This window comes from Salinivibrio proteolyticus (genome assembly GCF_001996165.1).
Lineage (GTDB): Bacteria > Pseudomonadota > Gammaproteobacteria > Enterobacterales > Vibrionaceae > Salinivibrio > Salinivibrio proteolyticus.
The window spans coordinates 13,376-33,204 of the sequence record NZ_MUFP01000016.1 but is presented as its reverse complement, the minus strand read 5'-3'; the positions used below and the strand labels follow the sequence as shown (position 1 = coordinate 33,204).

The window sequence follows — 19,829 nt, the reverse complement described above, 5'->3', positions numbered from 1 at the left end:
GCAACCGGACGGTCCCTATCAGACAATTTCCGATAATAAGTAGTGGAATAGTGAGGCATGCATGAGTGAAAGCGGACAAGTGATAGTACAAGAGATGACGGCGATGAGTGAGGGTGAGCAATCACTCTCGGTGCATCCGTTACTTAGACCCTATTCGCTGCTTATCTTTGATTGGGATGGCACCGTCATGGACTCTATCGGACGGATTGTCTCGAGCTTAGAGGCCGCGGCTGCGCTCACCGGTCATCTACCCACGCTTGCGCCGGAACAACTCAAACAAATGATTGGGTTGAGTTTAGAGAAGGGCTATTCGTTGTTGTATCCAGACGCGGATCCTAAATGGTATCCGCACTGGACTGCACATTACCGTCAACAGTTTGTGCATGATAACCCAACCCCGTGCCAGCTTTATTCTGGGGTGAAGGCCACACTCAGAGCATTAAAGGCAAACGGATTCAAACTCGCCGTGGCCACTGGAAAATCACGTGCTGGGCTTGACCGAGCGTTAGCCGAAACAGGAACGGTTGACCTGTTTGAAGTGACACGCTGTGCCGATGAAACAGCCTCTAAGCCTGATCCGCAGATGATCGAAGAAATATTGACACAAACAGGTGTCGGCGCAGCGCAGGCGTTAATGGTGGGTGATACACATCATGATATGCAACTGGCAGAGAACGCGATGGTCGACCGTCTTGGTGTGACATGGGGAGTGCACGACCGAAACACCTTGCAGGCTTACGCGCCGATTGCTGTGGTTGACTCACTGAGTAGCCTTATCCTGTGAGTCACCGGTAAAACGGCGATCTTTCAGGCACCGTACTCCAGCACACAGCCTATGAAGGGCTCCGGACCATGCGAGAGGCTTTGTGGGGCATGCGATGGCGCCTTAGACACTTATTTGGGCAAGGCGCCACTTTTCTGCAGGGTTAAATAACCGAGACGCCTTCTTTTTCGAGCATTTCGCGCAGGCGGATCAGTGGCAGTCCAATTAAGGTATTGGGGTCGCGGCCGTGCATGGCATTAAACAACGCGATGCCCAACCCTTCGCATTTGAAACTACCGGCGCAATCTAACGGCAATTCTTTATCGATATAACGTGTGATCTCGGCTTCACTGAGATCGCGAAAGTCGACATGAAAGGGCTCGACATCGGATTGATGGTGGCCGGTTTTACTGTTAATGACTGCAATGCCGGTATAAAAAGTGACTTGCTTGCCACTGGCTCGCAGCAATTGCTCAATGGCCTTTTCACGTGTGCCGGGTTTACCGAGCACCTCTTCATCAATCACACAGACTTGATCAGAGCCAATGATCAACGCGTCACCATACAAAGGCATACCCGCCATGGCTTTCTCTAATGCGAGACGTTCGACCAAGTCAGTCGGGCGCTCATTTTCTTGCCGGCTCTCATCAATAGCGGGTGAAAATGCGGTAAAGGGTAGGGCGAGTTTCTTAAATACCGCTTGTCGATAAGGGGAACTGGATGCCAACACGATTTTAGGTTGCATGACATGTCCTTTAATGTGTGTGAGTCTTAATGCGCACAAAAAGCTTGGTTTATCTTCATGTTTCAGTCTAACCTGAAAGTCGTCAACGTGCGATGTGCATGATGCAGTATGGTCAGATCTCGGCCAGAACCAAGGCGTTGATGGGAAGACGGTGAGAGGAAAGCCTTCTTACTATCGTGATTCGTTGTGTCTTTTGCCAAGAAGACAACAAAGGGCCTGAGCACAGGCAACATTTTCTTTGACTCCAGCGCATTTGGAGGCTAATATTCGCGCCCTATGCAGAAGGTAAAGCTACCGCTGACGGTTGATCCATTCCGCAGTGCACAAAAGCGGCTTGACTACGATGGCATCGTAGATAAATCGCGTTTGGCGCGCCTCGGTGAGGCAGCCCAAAGCATTGATAGTGATGCTGAGGTCACGCTTTCTTTCGACATTGATGCCCAAGGGTTAAAAACCGTGTCTGGCCATGCGGCCGTCACAGTAAGTCTTGAGTGTCAGCGTTGTTGGGAATCGTTCTCCTATCGCTATGAAACTGAATTCGTTTATAGCCCGGTTTTCAATGAAGACCAGGTTGGCAACTTACCGGATGCTTATGAGCCGGCATTAGTCGACGAAAACGGTGAGATTGATCTGATTCAGCTCGTCGAAGACGAGTTGATTGTGGCCTTGCCACAGGTCGCCATGCACGAAGACACTGACTGCAAAGTGAGTGCTGACAACATGGTGTATGGGGAAATCCCACTTGCTGATGAGCGTCCAAATCCGTTTGCCGTACTAAAAAACTTAAAGCAAAGTAACGAGGAGTAGGGTCAATGGCCGTACAAAAGAACCGTAAAACCCGTTCTAAGCGTGGTATGCGTCGTTCACACGATGCACTGGGTACTCAAGCAGTATCAGTAGACAAATCTAGTGGTGAAACTCACCTGCGTCACAACGTGACTGCTGATGGTTTCTACCGTGGCCGCAAGGTTATCAACAAGTAAGGTTGAACCTTGACTGGGCTAACCATTGCACTTGATGCGATGGGCGGGGATTTCGGTCCCCAAGTGACAGTGCCTGCCTCCGTGCAGGCATTGTCTCGTTTTGCGGACCTAAATGTGATTTTAGTGGGCGACCAAGCACAAATTGTCGCGCAGCTCACTCGATGCGACGCACAAAATCACTCCCGACTTTCCATCGTTCATGCCCCAGACGTGATCCCTAACGACATGCGCCCGTCAACGGCGTTACGCCGTAGCACTGGCACATCCATGCGTATCGCGCTAGATAAAGTGGCGCATGGCGAGGCAGACGCTTGCGTCAGTGCCGGAAACACCGGCGCACTGATGGCACTTTCCAAACACCTTCTAAAATTGCTTCCCGGCGTCGACCGCCCCGCGCTTGTGACCGCGTTACCCGGCGCAAACCAACAACGTAAATGGTTGTTAGATCTCGGCGCGAATGTGTCTTGCGATGCAGATACACTGTTTCAGTTTGCGGTCATGGGCGCGGTGTTGGCCCAGGCAGAGCTCGGGCGTATGCCACGTATTGGCTTATTAAATATCGGTGAAGAAGAGATCAAGGGAAACGACTTGGTAAAGCGATGTGCCGATATGTTGCAATCTTGCCAAGCAGTGAACTACACCGGCTATATAGAAGGGGATCAAATATACACGGGCCAAACTGATGTCATTGTTTGTGATGGCTTTGTCGGTAATGTCGCGCTTAAAACCAGTGAAGGCGTCGCCAGCTTGGTGATTAACCAAGTAAAAACACATCTCAATCAGCATCCCATCAAGCGCTGGATCGCGAAATGGCTATTTTCTGATCTTTTTAATCAACTAAAACAGCTGAAACCCGACCAGTACAACGGCGCAAGTTTGCTAGGATTGCGCGGCATCGTTGTCAAAAGCCACGGACGCGCTGATATCGCCGCTTACGAAAATGCTATTTGTGAAGCGGTGCACGAGGTCGAACGGCAGATACCAACCAAGATAAGTGACCGTTTAGAGGCAGTTCTTCTCGAGAGGCATTAGTAGTCTTCATGTATAGTAAGATTTTGGGCACAGGCAGCTACTTGCCTGAACAGGTTCGCACCAATGCTGACCTTGAACAGATGGTAGAAACTAGTGATGAGTGGATTGTCACTCGCACCGGTATTAAAGAACGTCGTATTGCTGCGCCAACAGATACTGTTGCCTCAATGGCTTATCAAGCTGCTGTGCAAGCAATTGACATGGCTGCCATCGATAAACATGACATCGATCTGATTATTGTAGCGACCACCAGTGGTGAACGCGCTTTCCCAGCGGCGGCCTGTGATGTGCAAGCCATGCTCGGAATTCAAGGCTGCCCGGCGTTTGATATTGCCGCAGCCTGCTCTGGCTTTGTGTATGCGCTGAGTGTCGCTGACCAATATGTCAAAAATGGGCTAGCTAAAAATGCCTTAGTGGTGGGGTCTGATCGCCTTTCACACACCTGTGATCCTGATGATCGTTCAACCATCATCTTATTTGGTGATGGTGCTGGTGCCGTGGTGCTTTCTGCCGATGAAAATGATGGCATCTTGTCCACTCACCTCAAAGCCGACGGCAAATTTGGTGAGTTATTGAAACTTAAATACCCTGAGCGTGGTCAGTCCTTACCAGCCGATGAGGCTTGGCTGTACATGGCCGGTAATGAGGTATTTAAAGTCGCGGTGACCCAGTTGGCGAATATCGTGACCGAAACACTTGCCGCCAACCAACTCGAAAAATCAGACATTGATTGGTTGGTGCCGCATCAGGCCAATTACCGGATTATTAAAGCGACGGCGAAGAAGCTGTCGATGTCGATGGATCAAGTGGTGTTGACGTTAGACCGCCACGGTAATACGTCGGCAGCATCCGTACCGACCGCACTCGATGAAGCCGTACGGGATGGGCGTATTCAACGCGGACAAACCGTGTTACTCGAAGCCTTTGGCGGTGGTTTTGCGTGGGGTTCCGCGCTGGTCAGGTTTTAAAATTAATAGGAAAACAGCTATGTCTGCTACTGCGATTATTTTTCCCGGTCAAGGTTCACAAGCCGTGGGTATGCTGAGTGAATTGGCCGACCAATATGGCGTTGTGCAACAAACGTTTGCCGAGGCGTCAGAAGTCTTAGGGTACGATTTGTGGGCGCTTGTGCAACAAGGGCCAGAAGCGGATTTAAATGAAACGCATCGCACACAGCCTGCGTTGCTGACCGCATCTGTCGCTATCTGGCGTGTATGGCAATCACAAGGCGGTGCAACACCGTCATTGCTTGCAGGCCATAGCTTGGGCGAGTACTCAGCCTTGGTTTGTGCAGGTGTATTGGACTTTAAAGAAGCCGTTAAGCTTGTCGAGCTGCGCGGTCAGTTGATGCAAGAAGCCGTCCCTGCAGGCGTAGGGGCGATGTCAGCGATTATTGGCTTGGATAACGATGCGATTGCGGCAGCCTGTGAGCAAGCCGCGCAGGACCAAGTTGTTTCACCCGTTAACTTCAACTCGCCTGGTCAAGTTGTGATTGCAGGTAATAAAGAAGCGGTTGAGCGTGCCAATGTACTGTGTAAAGAAGCAGGCGCCAAGCGTGCACTGCCATTACCGGTGTCTGTTCCATCGCATTGTGCGTTGATGAAGCCGGCAGCGGAGAAATTAGCGCAAGCGCTTGAGCAAGTGAGCTTTAATACCCCTGACATCCCAGTGATCAATAATGCGGATGTAGAAACACCGACTGATCCGACGGCGATCAAAGACGCTTTAGTACGTCAGTTGTATGGCCCTGTTCGCTGGACAGAAACTGTGGAGCGTATGGCTGCAGAAGGCGTTGAGCAGTTACTAGAGTTTGGCCCGGGCAAAGTGCTGACTGGGTTAACAAAACGCATCAATAAATCGCTAAGCAGTGCGGCGGTTAACGATAGCGCGAGCTTAGCGTCTGCCAACGCGTAAGCGTTGAGCTGGCAATAACATTCTGTGACTGCCGACCGAGGTCGGCAGAATCAACTAAAAGGGTAACCGAATGAAACTAGACGGAAAAGTAGCGCTAGTGACTGGCGCGAGCCGAGGCATCGGCCGTGCAACGGCAGAGTTGCTTGCTGAGCGTGGTGCCACTGTGATTGGTACGGCAACCAGCGAAAATGGTGCAGCAGCGATTAGCGACTATCTCGGTGAAAAGGGTAAAGGGTTGGCGTTGAATGTCACCTCACCGGAGTCGGTCGCTGAGGTGCTCGACACAATTAAAAAAGAATTCGGCGATGTTGACATTCTGGTTAACAATGCAGGCATCACGCGTGATAACCTATTGATGCGTATGAAAGACGACGAGTGGCAGGACATTATGGACACCAACTTGACGTCGATTTTCCGTTTATCTAAAGCGGTATTACGTGCGATGATGAAAAAACGCTGTGGCCGTATTATTAATATTGGCTCAGTGGTTGGTGTAATGGGTAATGCGGGTCAAGCAAACTATGCTGCAGCGAAAGCGGGTGTGATAGGCTTTACCAAATCCATGGCACGAGAAGTGGCTGCACGTGGGATCACCGTTAACACAGTTGCGCCTGGTTTTATCGAAACCGATATGACCAAAGCACTGAACGATGATCAGCGTTCAGCAACACTGGCACAAGTGCCAGCTGGTCGTTTAGGCGACCCTCGAGAAATTGCTGCAACTGTTGCATTCTTAGCCTCTGACGATGCTGCCTATATCACAGGCGAAACATTGCACGTCAACGGCGGTATGTACATGATTTGATCTCTAACGTTGCAATCTCGAATGACACACGTCAAACTCCGATTGATTTGTCCCCAAATCGTGGTTTGACCAGCGGTGGGGGTCTTGCAACTTCCACATTAATGAATAAACTACAGCACATATCGCATCTGCGAATCTTGTAAGGACTAGTATTAATATGAGCAACATCGAAGAACGCGTAAAGAAAATCATCGTTGAGCAACTGGGTGTAGACGAAGCAGAAGTGAAAAACGAAGCTTCTTTCGTAGACGACCTAGGCGCGGACTCTCTGGATACCGTAGAGCTAGTAATGGCTCTAGAAGAGGAATTCGATACAGAGATTCCAGATGAAGAAGCCGAAAAGATTACCACTGTTCAAGCGGCTATCGACTACGTAGTTAGCGCTTCTGAGTAATCCCTGATTCCCACCAGGCGGTCTCCTTGACCGCCTGTGTTCTTTTTAAGCTATTCTAATTTCCAAACTTATATTCTCCGGAGAACATCATCGTGTCTAAGCGTCGTGTTGTTGTGACTGGCATGGGTATGCTATCACCCGTGGGTAACTCAGTTGAGTCGTCATGGAAGGCCCTGCTGGCTGGCCAAAGCGGTATTTCGGCTATCGAGCACTTCGATACCACCAACTTTGCCACTAAGTTTGCCGGCATGGTAAAAGACTTCAACTGTGAAGATTACATGTCGAAGAAAGATGCACGCAAAATGGACTTGTTCATCCAATACGGCATTGCTGCCAGTGTTCAAGCCATTCAAGACTCCGGACTAGCTGTAGATGACAACAATGCACACCGTATTGGTGTGGCAATTGGTTCTGGCATCGGTGGTCTTGGTCTGATTGAACAAAACCATCGTGCATTGGTGGAAAAGGGCCCACGTAAAATCAGTCCTTTCTTTGTTCCTTCTACCATTGTGAACATGATCGCCGGTCATGTTTCTATCAACTATGGCATGCGTGGCCCGAATATCTCGATTTCAACAGCCTGTACCACAGGTCTTCACAATATTGGTCATGCTGCTCGTATGATTGCGTACGGTGATGCCGACGCAATGGTTGCTGGTGGCGCAGAAAAAGCCTCCACAGAGCTCGGTATTGGCGGCTTTGCGGCGGCGAAAGCACTGTCAACTCGCAATGACGATCCTCAAGCGGCGTCGCGCCCTTGGGATAAAGATCGTGATGGGTTCGTGCTCGGTGACGGTGCAGGTATTATGGTGCTGGAAGAGTATGAACACGCCAAAGCGCGTGGCGCGAAAATTTACTGTGAACTGGTTGGCTTCGGCATGAGTGGCGATGCTTATCACATGACCTCACCGAGCGAAGACGGCTCAGGCGCTGCATTAGCGATGGAAGCGGCGATTCGCGATGCGGGTATTACGCCAGACCAAATCGGTTATGTGAATGCCCATGGTACATCGACGCCTGCGGGTGACGTGGCTGAAAGTAAAGCCGTTCGTCGTGCGATGGGTGACGCAGCAGACCGTGTTCTGGTGTCTTCGACCAAGTCGATGACAGGACACCTTCTTGGCGCAGCAGGCTCCGTTGAGTCGATCATCACTGCGATGTCATTGATTGACCAAGCGGTACCGCCAACGATTAACCTTGAAAATGTCGACGAAGGTTGCGATCTGGACTATGTTCCGCATGAAGCCCGTGACGTGAAAATGGATTACGCACTGTGTAACTCATTCGGCTTTGGTGGCACCAATGGGTCTTTGATCTTCAAGAAAATCTAATTGCACGCGTGTTGAGCGCAAAGTGATTAAAGATTTTGATATAGTAACGGTCCGATTTATCGGGCCGTTTTTATTTGTGGAGTGATGAGGCATCATGCAGTGGGTCAATGGACAACCGAGCGCAACAGTACCGATCACCGATCGGGGGCTGCAATTTGGTGATGGTTGTTTTACCACGGGCCAGAGTGTTCAAGGTGTGCTGCAGCAGGCTGATGCGCACTTCGAACGATTGATGGCGACCTGCCAACAGCTCGCGATTGATGGTGTCGATTGGTTACGGCTACAGCAAACGGTCGCTTACGCTTGTGCGCAGTCAAACCAAGAGCAGGTGGTCAAAATCGTGATCACGCGAGGGCAAGGTGGGCGCGGCTACAGCCCTGCAGGGTGCCAGCAACCAACCGATATTGTGACCCTTCATGCTTTTCCTCTGCATTACTATCAATGGCAGCAGCACGGGATTTCGTTGGCGGCCACAGAAAGACAGTTGGGTGCCTCCCCGTTGGCAGGCCTGAAACATCTGAATCGGTTGGAGCAAGTGTTACTCAAGCACGAACTTGACCAACGCAATAAGCTGTCTTCAGCCACCGTCGACGATCTGGTGGTGTGCGATCTGTTTGGCAACCTTGTCGAGACCACGGCATCGAATCTTTTTTGGCGTCAAGGCGCCGATGTGTATACGCCCGCTCTGCACTATGCCGGCGTGGATGGGCTGATGCGTCAGCGCGTTATTGCGATGCTTGAGGACATCCCTGACTATCACTGTCACGTGGTGCAACAAGGACCGGATGCGCTTTATCAAGCTGAGGAAGTCTTTATCACCAATACCCTAATGAAAGTGGTCCCTGTGAATCATATTGACCACATATCGTATTCTGATCATACGCTGGCAAGCGCATTACAGCAGAGGTTAAACGCGTGCTAAAAAAGCGAATATTCGGGCTGATCAGCCTACTCATGTGTCTGCTTGTCGCGCTGGCAGGCTGGACGCTTTGGCAGACAAAAGCCTATGTGGCGTCACCGTTAAACCTTGAGTCACCACAACTGGTGACAATTGAGAAAGGGGCGCATTATCATAAAGTTATCAATCAGTTTGAAGAAAAAGGCTGGCTGACTGCGACAGTGTGGGCCAAGGTGGCGCCTCGGGTGTATCCTGAGTTGACAAGGATTCAAGCGGGTACCTTTCAAATTCGTCCGGGACAAAGCTTAAGTGAGGCATTCGCCACCTTGCGTGAGGGACAGCAATATCAAGATGCCATCACCTTTATCGAGGGAAGCACCTTCGCGCAGTGGCAGTCACAAATGGTATCGGCACCACATCTCGAACAAACATTGATGGGACTCGATGAAGCTGACATCGCCAAACAGTTAGGCGCTGAGTACACCAAGCTTGAGGGCTTGTTACTCCCCGAAACCTATGTCTACGATGTGGGGGATACGGATTTGTCTTTGTTGCGCCGCGCATACCGAGCGATGCAAGCGTCGCTCAATAAGGCATGGCAAAATCGGGCTGATGACCTGCCGATCGACTCGCCGTATGAGCTGTTAATCTTGGCCTCCATTATCGAGAAAGAAACCGCGATCGATGCCGAGCGCACCAAAGTGGCTTCGGTTTTTGTCAATCGGCTGCGCCGGGGGATGCGTTTACAAACCGACCCGACGGTGATTTATGGCATGGGTGACAACTATGATGGCAATATTCGTAAGCGAGATTTGCGCACCCCGACGCCTTACAATACCTATGTGATAAAAGGGCTACCGCCAACGCCGATCGCCATGCCGGGTGTGGCATCACTGATGGCGGCGGCACAGCCTGCCACCACTCAATACTATTATTTTGTCGCGACAGGGAAAGGCGGCCATCAATTTTCTACCACGCTGGCCGAGCATAATCGAGCGGTGCGTGATTACCTAAAAGTGTTAAAGAGCCAATGAAAAACCATTTTATTGTTGTAGAAGGCCTCGAAGGAGCGGGTAAAAGCACGGCTATTGCAAAGGTGAAGCAGGTGCTACACCAGCACGGCATCGATGACGTGATCACCACCCGTGAGCCAGGTGGCACTCCGCTGGCAGAGCAAATGCGTACCTTGGTTAAGCAAGGTCATCCGGATGAGCCTCTTACCGACAAAGCCGAGTTATTACTTTTGTATGCGGCGCGCGTACAGCTGGTAGAGAACGTCATAAAACCGGCTTTGGCGAATGGCCAATGGGTGATCGGCGATCGTCATGATATGTCCTCGCAAGCCTATCAAGGTGGTGGCCGCGGTATGGATGCAGCACTGATGCAAAGCCTTAAAGCCACGGTATTGGGCGACTTTTCGCCCTCGCTGACCTTGTATATGGATATTGAGCCTAGTCAGGGGCTAGCGCGTGCTCGCGGTCGTGGCGAATTGGATCGAATTGAAACCATGCAGCTCGACTTTTTTGAACGGACACGAGCCCGTTATTTAGCACTTGCTAAGGCGGATCCGAGCGTGGTGACTATCGATGCGGGACAGTCGCTCGACAAGGTTTCTCGCAGCATTGAACAGGCTTTAACCCAATGGCTAACGACACAAAACACGCCATGAGTGACACAGTAACGCTATCTATCCCAGCACCTGAGGTGTTGCCCTGGTTTGCACCGATGTGGTCTCACTGGCAACACTTACTGACGCAACAACGCTTGCCGCATGCTCTTTTACTCGCGGCGCCAACCGGCAGTGGCCGTGGCGAGTTGGTGAGCTTGTTGGCAAAAACACGCTTATGCCAAACACAGACAGAGCAGCCTTGTGGGCACTGCCATAGTTGTCAGCTGTATGCAGCTGGTAATCACCCGGATGTACATTGGCTGAAGCCAGAAAAACCCGGCAAACAAATCAGTATTGACGCGGTGCGCCAAAGCCAACGTAAAGCCACTGAAACGTCTCAACTGGGTGGCGCACGATTCATTATTATCGAATCGGCAGAAATGCTCGGTGAAGCTGCCGCCAATGCATTGCTCAAAGCCCTTGAGGAGCCACCCTCAGCTTGTCATTTTGTCTTGCTCAGTGATTCGCTAGACACCTTACTGGCGACCATCATCAGCCGTTGCAGCGTATGGAAAGCGCCCCAGCCGGAGATGCAGGTTGCCAAGCAATGGGTCGAGCAAGCATTGCAGCGAGATGTGCCTTATCATGCGGTTGCGCTATATCGTGGCGCACCATTGGCGGCAAAAGAATTTGTAGCCTCAGGGGGATTGGATCATCACCATGCGGTTGTGACTCAGTTAGCGGACTACTTGGTCACGCGCTCGGGCCTATTTGACACGCTCGACCAGTTGGTTTCACACTATCCCGCTTCATTGGACTGGGCCAGCTACTTTTTGCTTGATGTGATGAAGTGGCGTCAAGGGGCGACCAACGCGCTCATTCATCACCATCACCAACCCGTGGTAGTAAAAGTGGCTGAGGCGCTACAAACCCATCAATTACACAGTCAGCTGCGTGCGCTGCATCATATGCAACGGCAACTGACCAAGCATTCAGGACTAAACACTGAGCTTGTGATTAGCCAGTGGTTATTAACGATTGGAGAATAACGTGTTAATAGACTCTCATTGCCATCTCGACAAACTGGATTATGACGCACTACACCAGAATGTCGCCGATGTATTAGATAAAGCGAAGGCAAGAGGTGTCGATTACTTTCTCTCGGTGGGGGTGACGCTGGATAGCTTCCCCGCGATGTTGGAGATGATTCGTCCTTACCCCGAAGTCTTTGCCTCATGTGGTGTTCACCCACTCGATATTGAAAACGGGTTCGATTATGACCGTTTAAAGGCCCTTGCCGCTGATGATCGTGTGGTGGCTATTGGCGAGACAGGGTTGGATTACCATTACCAGCCCGAGTTGGCCGAACAGCAACAAGAGATTTTCCGCCAGCACGTGCGTTTAGCGGTAGAGCTTAATAAGCCACTGATTATTCATACCCGCGCGGCACGTGAAGATACACTGACGATTTTACGTGAGGAAGGGGCTGAACGTGTTGGTGGCGTGCTACACTGTTTTACAGAGAGTTACGAGATGGCCGAGGCGGCTATTGAGCTAGGCTTTTATATTTCTATCTCAGGTATCGTGACCTTTAATAAGGCGACCGAGCTTAAAGAGGTGGTACGCCGTTTACCGCTAGAACGCTTGTTGGTAGAAACTGACTCGCCCTATTTAGCGCCGGTGCCTTATCGCGGTAAGCAAAACCAGCCTGCCTACGTGCGGGAAGTTGCCGAGTATATCGCGTTGCTTAAAGGGGAAACGGTTGAGACGGTTTGTGATGTCACAAGCCGCAACTTTTTTGCGCTTTTTAGCGGTGCGAAAGCTAATTAATTCAAAAAGCCCGGCGACAATGCCGGGCTTTTTCTTCTTTTGCCATTTCATTGTATATCGGGCGGGTAAAATAAAATCATTTCACGCCTTATGATGTATGTGGCTCGCCTGATGACATGCAGATACGGCTGTTATTTTTTGGTCAAAATTGCGTCATATTGACGTCAAAGTGACCATGCTGACAATGTCGTTATCGATTTTTGATTTGAATCAAAAATGCTATAAGTTATTGAAATTCTATAAGTAATAGGTTTTTTCGTATCTCTATTACGCAATGTATTAATTCGTTACGTAAAATAACCTTCCACTTTGTTCTCATTGCACTTGTTGCACTTTTTCAATTCTTGCTTTTTAAAATAAAAGTCACTTTTAAATCATTTACTTACGAGTATTTTTGCTGATTTTGTCAGCAGGTTTAATTGTGATCTATATTTACTTTTTAATCAGTAAAATCATCGTACGTAGGCAGGGTGATGATTCGCACCTTATAGTTTGGGTGAGTTCAATAATCACAAATCGCAATGACTCTCAGGCGTCCGACGTTTTCGGGCCACCTGTCGCGGGGGAGCCGAATGGTTAGCCACGAGAGCATGCATTGTTAACTTCCTTGTCAGGAGCAAGACTATGTCAAAAAACCTCTTTGCTAACCTGCAAAAAGTCGGTAAGGCGCTGATGCTACCAGTATCCGTGCTACCGGTAGCAGGTATATTGCTGGGTGTTGGTGCGGCCAACTTTAGCTGGATGCCAGATATTGTTTCTCATCTGATGGAACAAGCTGGTGGGTCTGTGTTCGGCCAAATGGCACTGCTGTTCGCCGTGGGTGTCGCGCTGGGCTTTACTAACAACGACGGTGTTTCCGGTCTGTCTGCGATCGTCGGTTACGGCATCATGGTGGCAACACTTAACGTGATGGCTCCTGTGATGGGCGCTGAAGAAATCAAGACGGGTGTACTCGGCGGTATTCTCGCCGGTGCTGTGGCTGCGTGGACGTTTAATCGCTTCTACACCATTCAGCTGCCTGACTACCTTGGTTTCTTTGCGGGCAAACGTTCGGTGCCAATTATCACCGGTTTCCTCTCTATCGCACTGGGTGTCATCCTTTCTGTTATCTGGCCACCAATCGGTGGTGCGATCGCTACCTTCTCTCACTGGGCTGCAGAGCAAAACCCTGTGACCGCATTTGGTATCTACGGTATTGTAGAGCGTGCATTGATCCCATTCGGTCTGCATCACATCTGGAACGTACCTTTCTTCTACGAAGCAGGTAGCTGTGTGAACAATGCAGGCGAGCAAGTGAATGGCATCATGACTTGCTTCTTGACCGCTAACGACGCGACTCGTGAAGCAGGCAACGGCTTCGGTCAGTTAGCCGGTGGTTACTTGTTCAAAATGTTCGGTCTACCAGCCGCTGCGTTTGCGATTGCACATTCTGCAAAACCAGAAAACCGCGCCAAAATCATGGGTATCATGGCGTCAGCAGCACTGACTTCATTCCTTACTGGTATTACTGAACCTATCGAATTCTCGTTCTTGTTCATCGCACCTGTACTGTACGGTATTCACGCGGTGATGGCGGGCTTGGCTTATGTGTTGACCAACGCACTGGGCGTGGTACACGGCCATACTTTCTCTAACGGTTTCATCGACTTTATCGTACAAATGCCACGTGCTGAGAACGTGACCACACTGGTACTGCTTGGCCTGGGTTATGGTGTTCTTTACTACATCGTATTCCGCGTGGTGATCCGTGCTCTTGACCTGAAAACCCCAGGTCGCGAAGACGAAACCACTGAAACCTCAACAGCGACTGGCTCTGAGCTAGCGGGTGACTTGGTTGCAGCCTTCGGTGGTAAAGACAACATCACAGGTCTTGACGCATGTATTACACGCCTACGTGTTTCTGTGGCAGACACTGAAATTGTTAACCAAGACAAGCTTAAGCAACTTGGTGCAGCGGGTGTTGTAGTTGTATCTGGTGGCGTACAAGCTATCTTCGGTACGAAATCAGACAACCTGCGTACGGAAATGGATGATTGGATGCGCAGTCACTAACCAGTGACATCGTCCAAGATGATCAAGGAGAGCCATTGGCTCTCCTTTTTTTATGTGTATTTGCCACGATGAGAAAAGGTGAGGGAGCGTTATGCGCCGAGCGAGAGAAAGAATAGCATTAGTACCGGAACCAGCAGACTTAAAATAAAGCCGCTGACGATCGCGATCGGCACACAGCGAATCCCGCCGGTGCTTTGAATAATGGGTAAGGTAAAGTCCATTGCGGTTGCGCCACCATAGCCAATCGCTGTGAGTGGATAACGGCTAATAATCATGGGAATCAACATAATGGCCACCAGCTCGCGGGCAAGTTCGACAATAAACGAGGCGCCACCATAGACGGGGCCGAGCCCATCTCCCATTAAGATCCCTGCCAAGGAATACCAGCCGAACCCGGATGCCATCGCAAGGCCATGATGATAAGGCAGATCGAGTAACCATGCGGCCAATAAACCACCCGGCAGTGAGGTGATGACGATGAGCGCGGCGATCACTACCCCTTTTTTATTCAGTACAATTTGTTTAAGTGTCATGCCACTATTGCGTAACTGAATACCAATCAAGAACAGCAGAAGTAGCAGAATGATTTCGCTGGCGGTATCGACCCAAGATAAGTCCATTTCTACGATCAGGCCAGAGGCGAGCCCCACAAAGACGGCGGCTATCAGTTTGCCCGATTCAGACATCATGGTGCTTAGCTTCAGTTTGTGTTGATGGCCCTGCGTGTCCGTCGGCCAGATTTTATCTAAAATGGGTAACGCGAGGAGGTTGGCACCCCCAATACAGATAAAGAAGGTTGTCGCGTAGACACCAATAGTGGAAATGTTACTCCCTAGGTTGTCGAGAGCGGCTAAGCTCAGGCCCATCAGCAATAAAATCACGATCACCAGTCGGACGGTTAGCGTATTAACCCAATGAACATGCTGAGGCCGCTTAAGGGGTATGAGGTAGCCCACGATAAGGGGTAAAAAGATCAGTAACATCCCTGAGAACATCGATTTTGCTCACAATAAAGAAAGAGTTCATCGAGGTTATCAATCGGTTAATAGTCTGGTCAATAAAATCAGACAGCTGTGATATGGAATCACACCACAGCGTGACAGGCGCATTGGCGTTAGATACTGCTCGCTTCGATGACAGCGTCAAGCTCACGGGTAAAGTCTACCTCGTTCAAGTTAGACAGTTCATAGAGGGCTTCAGCCCCGGGGGCGGTGAGCTCAACGTCATGGTCATCAATGGCGTCATCATGGTTACGGAACATGAGCAAGTGATTCGCCATGCGTGCAATATCTAAATAGGTAATGTCTGGGCGAGCGTGTGTGTATAGCTTGGTATTAATCGCCACTTCAATGTAATCACGCTCAAAGTGCCAGTTTTGAAGGATGAGTCGACTGCAATCGCCCGATAAGTTAAAGAAGACTTGTTCGGCGATATCAAACTTAAGGTAGTGGCCTTCATCGAGAAAGCGCTGAAATTCGCCGATGATGCTGTACAAACCAATATCTGCGAGTAGACCAATGATTAAGGCTTTTTCTGGCTCAACCGACAAGGGCTCATCGCAATAGTTATGAATTTTCTGGGTCACCAACGCCATAGCTGCTGCAAACTCACGAGATTTTTGCGCGCTTCGCTTCAAAATGTGATTGCACTGTGGGCCAAATTTGGCTTGGCTTTTTAATTGATAAATCGCTGCGGCGGTCACTATCCCTAACACACGATCGACCCCTAATCGGGAGACTGCTGTTTGGATGTCTTTGCATTTGCCGGTGGCCCGTGGCGCAAATAAGGCGGAGTTTGCTGCTTTGAGTACTGCACCACAAAGGCTAGGATCATCGATCAACAAGTTAGCGATATCGCGCATCGTAGTGTGAGGCTGCTTACTGGCGCGCTGAATTGACAGAACGACATCCGGTAAAGGGGGAAGAGCAAGGCGATTGACACGGATGGTTTCAACGGCGCGTTTGTAAAACTCAGTTTCTATGCCGCGTAAGTACTTATCGCGATCGGGGGAGACCCAAAAGAATGACAGATGGTCCATAAGTCCTGATTCTATTTTCTACCGTCTTGTATGGTAATGCGGACGCACAGGAAAGAGAACCGCGAACACGTGGATTACTCGTTTTTTCCGCTCCTTTGTTGATACTTTGAACAACTTGGAGTAGGTGCTAGCGTCACTCGTCGTTTTCGAGCGGGTAACGTAGCAATTTATCGATAAACTCCGCGACCTGATTTGGGCTAGGTTGTGACAGCAATAGCTGTTTTTGTTTGACTTCAATAGGCAGCAGCTCCAGCCAACGCAAACACACCCACCCAAGTTCGTCATATTGCGCGAGGTTAAAATGGTGATGTAGCGCAGGGTTGGAGCGATAGTATTGCGCAAGTTTGTTGCTTAAATATTCATATTCTTGCGGTGTGTTTTGTTGTCGCCATTGGGGTAATGGCGAATATGTGCCTAACTTTACGTCATTGTCACCCAGTGTAATCGATTCGACTTTTACACATTCGATGCCTTGCAGTGTTAGCGCCATATGATGGGTATCGTGGCGATTAAAATCCGCGACGTGGCAGAGGGTTACGATGGGAGAAATCGCACTGGGTGTCTCGAGCTCGCTCCCTTCTTCTTGCATCGCAATCAGAAGCGCAGGCGGGTTGCCTGCCTGCGATAGCGCACTTAAGTAAAAGGCTTCTGGCACAATATAGGTGTGCAAGCCTCCGGGGAGTAAGTGACTGGTTTTCATTAAAACGGGCTTCGTTGACATCGTATCCTCGAGTAGAAAATATCCTTTCCTTAAATTTAGCGCACTTAGCCAACTTGGTTAAGTCTTCATCACTATTCCTGTCTGTTTAAAACGAAATACGAATGCTTGTTAAAATACCCTTAATAATCCCATGCCTTTTTAGAGGTTAAATTTCTGTACAGTGATCTAATGCATAGAATTTCATATCAACATCATGCACTATTTTGCGTGTCGAATTATTAGGCTTTGTGACCGCTTTTTTGGTCACAACTTTTTAGCTCAGGAGAGAAATAGGAGTTACCGATGAGTGTGGTATTTAAAGCCCATATTGTTAAGTACTTGAGCAACTTCGGTGAAATGGAACAACGCTCAATGTTTGGCGGAACGGGTTTTTTCTACGACGGCGCGATGTTTATGTTACTGACCGATAAGCGGCTGTATTTGAGAGGCGGTGGCGCGTTATCAGAAAAGCTACTCGACAAAACCTGTCGTAAATTTGTTCATGTCAAAAAGAGCTCAACCGCGGTTGTTAATTATTACGAAATAACCAGCTTATACATTCAAGACGATCCCGAATTAGGTCTGCTTGTCAAAACATCGATCGATATTGCGGTGGCAGATAAAAAACGCAAAGAGAGCTTAGAGAGCCGACGACTGCGCGATCTGCCTAATCTGCGATTGACCATTGAGCGTATGCTGAAGAAATCTGGCGTTGAAGATGTGCGTACATTTAATCAGCTTACTCCCGAGGAGCTGTTTCGCCGTGTGCAGATGACTCATGGCAAAGATGTGGATGTCACCCTGTTGTGGAAATTTGCCGGTGCGCAACAAGGTTGTCACTGGAAGCTGATTGAAAAAGAAGAGCGCGATCGTTTACTTGCCGCTGTTTAATACCCATTTTTCGCGCAGACAGCCGACCGAATAGGTCGGCTTTTTTATGTTTAGGGTCTAGCAAAGCAAGGCGGGTGGCGCGAATAGACTCAGATTGTGCGAAAAATGTGACGCTTGGATAAATAATCGACGGTTAAACCACTAAAGTGCAATTTATACGTGACAGGCGAAAAAAGTTATGTAGAATTCAAACCACTTAGCCGAGAGGTGAAACGTAAAGGCGCGTTGGCAGAGTGGCTATGCAGCGGATTGCAAATCCGTGGACCTCGGTTCGACTCCGGGACGCGCCTCCATGCACTTGGCTGAAACAATACGGACGCGGGATGGAGCAGTTTGGTAGCTCGTCGGGCTCATAACCCGAAGGTCGTCGGTTCAAATCCGGCTCCCGCAACCAACTTTATGTTGCAGAAAAAGTTTATTTGGTTGAAGCTCATTCAACACGACCTACGGTCGTCGCAATTGCATTGTGCGATAAATCCGGATACAGCAACCAGTTTTCTAAAGCGTTATAAAACGCTTGTTAAAAAGCGACATTAGCTCAGCTGGTAGAGCGCAACCTTGCCAAGGTTGAGGTCACGAGTTCGAACCTCGTATGTCGCTCCAAATCACAACAGTGGCGTAAGCGGCTGAAAGAATTGTGTGCCCCGGTGGTGGAATTGGTAGACACAAGGGATTTAAAATCCCTCGGCGTTCGCGCTGTGCCGGTTCAAGTCCGGCCCGGGGCACCATTAAAAAAGAAGACGGCGACCAGATTGGTCGCCGTTTTTGCGTTTTACGGCCGGCGAGTTTGCACGCTGTGTTAAAAGCCTTATCCCAGTCACAATATTGTCTAAGTGATAATCATATCACCATTGAATTTAGATGCTTTTTTGCCTAAAATTTAACCATAATGAAAGAGGGCAGTATGCACAGGCCAGAGATGCAAAAAAAAGCAAAACAAGTCACACAAAAAATGATTGATCGCGCGGTGGCAAGCTCGACGGCAATCGAAACGCAAGCAACCACGGAAGAAGTAGAAGCTAAATTAAAAGAAAACCGACAAAAGTACCAAGCGCTCGCATTGGCCGATTAGCCATTCACTGCAGTAAGTCACTGCAGTAAGGACGGCGAGAAGCCAATGATTATCGGCAATAGACGAAGACCTTGTTAACCCTGTGGGGAACTGGGTGGCAATACATCTTTTACTAAGCGTTCCATATGCTGATAATCATGGCCGACGCCCGCCTGAATAGCGGCAATATAAAAATCTTTGTTTTCCTCCCATAGCCGATAATCTAGCAACCCTATCCCTGCCTTTTGACACATCACATCAATCAATAAGCGAGAAATGCGTCCATTTCCCTCTCGGAATGGATGGATAAGAATGAATTCAACATGGCTTTGCGCTAAAAAGTGAATGAGCTCTGTGCGTGTCATCGTTGGTAAATTGGGATAATCCGTTAAGTAATCTCGTTCAAACTGAGTGAGACAAGGACCAATTTGTTTCGGTGAGGTGAAGCGAAATCCCGCCTTGCTCAGTTCGACATTTCGCACCTGCCCAGCCCACAAATAGACATTCCCGAGCCACTGGCGGTGCCAACTGGCCATAGTGTTAAAGCGCAGTGCGCGAGGAAAGTGTCCACCGGTAAAAATCCTTTCGTAGAGTTTAGACAAAAGCACTGCCTCAATATCTTCTATGTCGTGCAATTGCGTGATACCGAGTAAGTTACGCAAGACTTGCTCATTCGAGCCAGGTTGATATTGCGCCTCTGAGGCTTGCGTCTCATAACGTGTCATACCTGTCTTCCTTGCTTGTCTGTCACCATGGTCTTAAGGATACGACATTCGCCATGATCAGTTATGTT

22 protein-coding genes and 4 tRNA genes are annotated in these 19,829 nt (G+C 49.5%); 21 read left to right on the top strand and 5 right to left on the bottom strand.

Annotation, left to right across the window (positions count from 1 at the left end; genetic code table 11):
• Positions 1-61: 61 nt before the first annotated feature.
• A complete protein-coding gene (locus BZJ19_RS12445; protein ID WP_235608232.1) occupies positions 62-784 on the top strand; it encodes an HAD-IA family hydrolase in 723 nt (240 codons plus the stop codon).
• Positions 785-926: 142 nt separating this feature from the next.
• Here BZJ19_RS12445 and BZJ19_RS12440 read toward each other — a convergent pair whose 3' ends face one another.
• Positions 927-1,508: a Maf family protein gene (locus BZJ19_RS12440; protein ID WP_077456001.1), complete on the bottom strand. Its 582-nt coding sequence runs from the start codon at positions 1,506-1,508 to the stop codon at positions 927-929.
• A 276-nt stretch (positions 1,509-1,784) separates the two neighbouring features.
• Here BZJ19_RS12440 and yceD point away from each other — a divergent pair, with 276 nt between their 5' ends.
• From yceD to ptsG, 14 genes are all read left to right on the top strand, one after another.
• Entirely contained in the window at positions 1,785-2,315 is a 531-nt protein-coding gene (gene yceD, locus BZJ19_RS12435) for a 23S rRNA accumulation protein YceD (protein ID WP_069589094.1), read from the top strand.
• Positions 2,316-2,320: 5 nt separating this feature from the next.
• A complete protein-coding gene (rpmF, locus tag BZJ19_RS12430; protein WP_069589095.1) occupies positions 2,321-2,491 on the top strand; it encodes a 50S ribosomal protein L32 in 171 nt (56 codons plus the stop codon).
• 9 nt (positions 2,492-2,500) lie between these two features.
• A complete protein-coding gene (plsX, locus tag BZJ19_RS12425; RefSeq protein WP_077456000.1) occupies positions 2,501-3,523 on the top strand; it encodes a phosphate acyltransferase PlsX in 1,023 nt (340 codons plus the stop codon).
• Between the two features lie 8 nt (positions 3,524-3,531).
• Positions 3,532-4,491 (top strand): beta-ketoacyl-ACP synthase III, encoded by a 960-nt coding sequence (locus tag BZJ19_RS12420; protein WP_069589098.1) that lies wholly within the window; start codon positions 3,532-3,534, stop codon positions 4,489-4,491.
• Between the two features lie 19 nt (positions 4,492-4,510).
• The gene (gene fabD, locus BZJ19_RS12415; RefSeq protein ID WP_077675864.1) at positions 4,511-5,437 is read left to right on the top strand and encodes an ACP S-malonyltransferase; all 927 of its coding nucleotides are present in this window, start codon (positions 4,511-4,513) and stop codon (positions 5,435-5,437) included.
• A gap of 70 nt (positions 5,438-5,507) precedes the next feature.
• Positions 5,508-6,242 (top strand): 3-oxoacyl-ACP reductase FabG, encoded by a 735-nt coding sequence (gene fabG, locus BZJ19_RS12410; protein WP_077455999.1) that lies wholly within the window; start codon positions 5,508-5,510, stop codon positions 6,240-6,242.
• A 157-nt stretch (positions 6,243-6,399) separates the two neighbouring features.
• Positions 6,400-6,636, top strand: coding sequence for an acyl carrier protein (gene acpP / locus BZJ19_RS12405; protein ID WP_002541727.1), 237 nt, complete (start codon positions 6,400-6,402; stop codon positions 6,634-6,636).
• 92 nt (positions 6,637-6,728) lie between these two features.
• Positions 6,729-7,967: a beta-ketoacyl-ACP synthase II gene (gene fabF, locus BZJ19_RS12400; protein ID WP_069589102.1), complete on the top strand. Its 1,239-nt coding sequence runs from the start codon at positions 6,729-6,731 to the stop codon at positions 7,965-7,967.
• A 94-nt stretch (positions 7,968-8,061) separates the two neighbouring features.
• Positions 8,062-8,889, top strand: coding sequence for an aminodeoxychorismate lyase (gene pabC, locus BZJ19_RS12395; protein WP_077675863.1), 828 nt, complete (start codon positions 8,062-8,064; stop codon positions 8,887-8,889).
• On the top strand, positions 8,883-9,899 hold the full coding sequence (gene mltG, locus BZJ19_RS12390) for an endolytic transglycosylase MltG (protein ID WP_077675862.1): 1,017 nt from the start codon (positions 8,883-8,885) through the stop codon (positions 9,897-9,899). The genes pabC and mltG overlap by 7 nt, the downstream gene beginning before the upstream one ends.
• The gene (gene tmk, locus BZJ19_RS12385; protein ID WP_077675861.1) at positions 9,896-10,534 is read left to right on the top strand and encodes a dTMP kinase; all 639 of its coding nucleotides are present in this window, start codon (positions 9,896-9,898) and stop codon (positions 10,532-10,534) included. The genes mltG and tmk overlap by 4 nt, the downstream gene beginning before the upstream one ends.
• Positions 10,507-11,523, top strand: coding sequence for a DNA polymerase III subunit delta' (gene holB, locus BZJ19_RS12380; protein ID WP_235608231.1), 1,017 nt, complete (start codon positions 10,507-10,509; stop codon positions 11,521-11,523). Before tmk ends, holB begins: the two co-directional genes overlap by 28 nt.
• 1 nt (position 11,524) lies before the next feature.
• Positions 11,525-12,304 (top strand): TatD family hydrolase, encoded by a 780-nt coding sequence (locus BZJ19_RS12375; protein WP_077639917.1) that lies wholly within the window; start codon positions 11,525-11,527, stop codon positions 12,302-12,304.
• Positions 12,305-12,928: 624 nt separating this feature from the next.
• Positions 12,929-14,356 (top strand): PTS glucose transporter subunit IIBC, encoded by a 1,428-nt coding sequence (gene ptsG, locus BZJ19_RS12370; protein WP_069589109.1) that lies wholly within the window; start codon positions 12,929-12,931, stop codon positions 14,354-14,356.
• Between the two features lie 89 nt (positions 14,357-14,445).
• Here ptsG and BZJ19_RS12365 read toward each other — a convergent pair whose 3' ends face one another.
• The 3 genes from BZJ19_RS12365 to BZJ19_RS12355 all read right to left on the bottom strand — a co-directional run bounded on the left by BZJ19_RS12365 (position 14,446) and on the right by BZJ19_RS12355 (position 17,094).
• Positions 14,446-15,351 (bottom strand): LysO family transporter, encoded by a 906-nt coding sequence (locus tag BZJ19_RS12365; RefSeq protein WP_077675860.1) that lies wholly within the window; start codon positions 15,349-15,351, stop codon positions 14,446-14,448.
• A gap of 119 nt (positions 15,352-15,470) precedes the next feature.
• Positions 15,471-16,394: an HDOD domain-containing protein gene (locus tag BZJ19_RS12360; protein WP_077675859.1), complete on the bottom strand. Its 924-nt coding sequence runs from the start codon at positions 16,392-16,394 to the stop codon at positions 15,471-15,473.
• Positions 16,395-16,527: 133 nt separating this feature from the next.
• Complete coding sequence (locus BZJ19_RS12355; protein WP_077675858.1) at positions 16,528-17,094, bottom strand: LON peptidase substrate-binding domain-containing protein; 567 nt, start codon at positions 17,092-17,094, stop codon at positions 16,528-16,530.
• A gap of 303 nt (positions 17,095-17,397) precedes the next feature.
• Here BZJ19_RS12355 and BZJ19_RS12350 point away from each other — a divergent pair, with 303 nt between their 5' ends.
• From BZJ19_RS12350 to BZJ19_RS17120, 6 genes are all read left to right on the top strand, one after another.
• A complete protein-coding gene (locus tag BZJ19_RS12350; RefSeq protein ID WP_077675857.1) occupies positions 17,398-17,985 on the top strand; it encodes a TfoX/Sxy family DNA transformation protein in 588 nt (195 codons plus the stop codon).
• A 219-nt stretch (positions 17,986-18,204) separates the two neighbouring features.
• Positions 18,205-18,278, top strand: a tRNA-Cys gene (locus BZJ19_RS12345).
• A 24-nt stretch (positions 18,279-18,302) separates the two neighbouring features.
• Positions 18,303-18,379 (top strand) — tRNA-Met (locus tag BZJ19_RS12340).
• Between the two features lie 133 nt (positions 18,380-18,512).
• Positions 18,513-18,588, top strand: a tRNA-Gly gene (locus BZJ19_RS12335).
• Positions 18,589-18,626: 38 nt separating this feature from the next.
• Positions 18,627-18,713 (top strand) — tRNA-Leu (locus BZJ19_RS12330).
• A gap of 176 nt (positions 18,714-18,889) precedes the next feature.
• On the top strand, positions 18,890-19,057 hold the full coding sequence (locus tag BZJ19_RS17120; RefSeq protein ID WP_157891193.1) for a hypothetical protein: 168 nt from the start codon (positions 18,890-18,892) through the stop codon (positions 19,055-19,057).
• Positions 19,058-19,131: 74 nt separating this feature from the next.
• On the opposite strand, the gene BZJ19_RS12325 is transcribed toward BZJ19_RS17120, so the two are convergent.
• Positions 19,132-19,761, bottom strand: coding sequence for a Fic/DOC family protein (locus tag BZJ19_RS12325; protein WP_077675856.1), 630 nt, complete (start codon positions 19,759-19,761; stop codon positions 19,132-19,134).
• Positions 19,762-19,829: the final 68 nt, after the last annotated feature.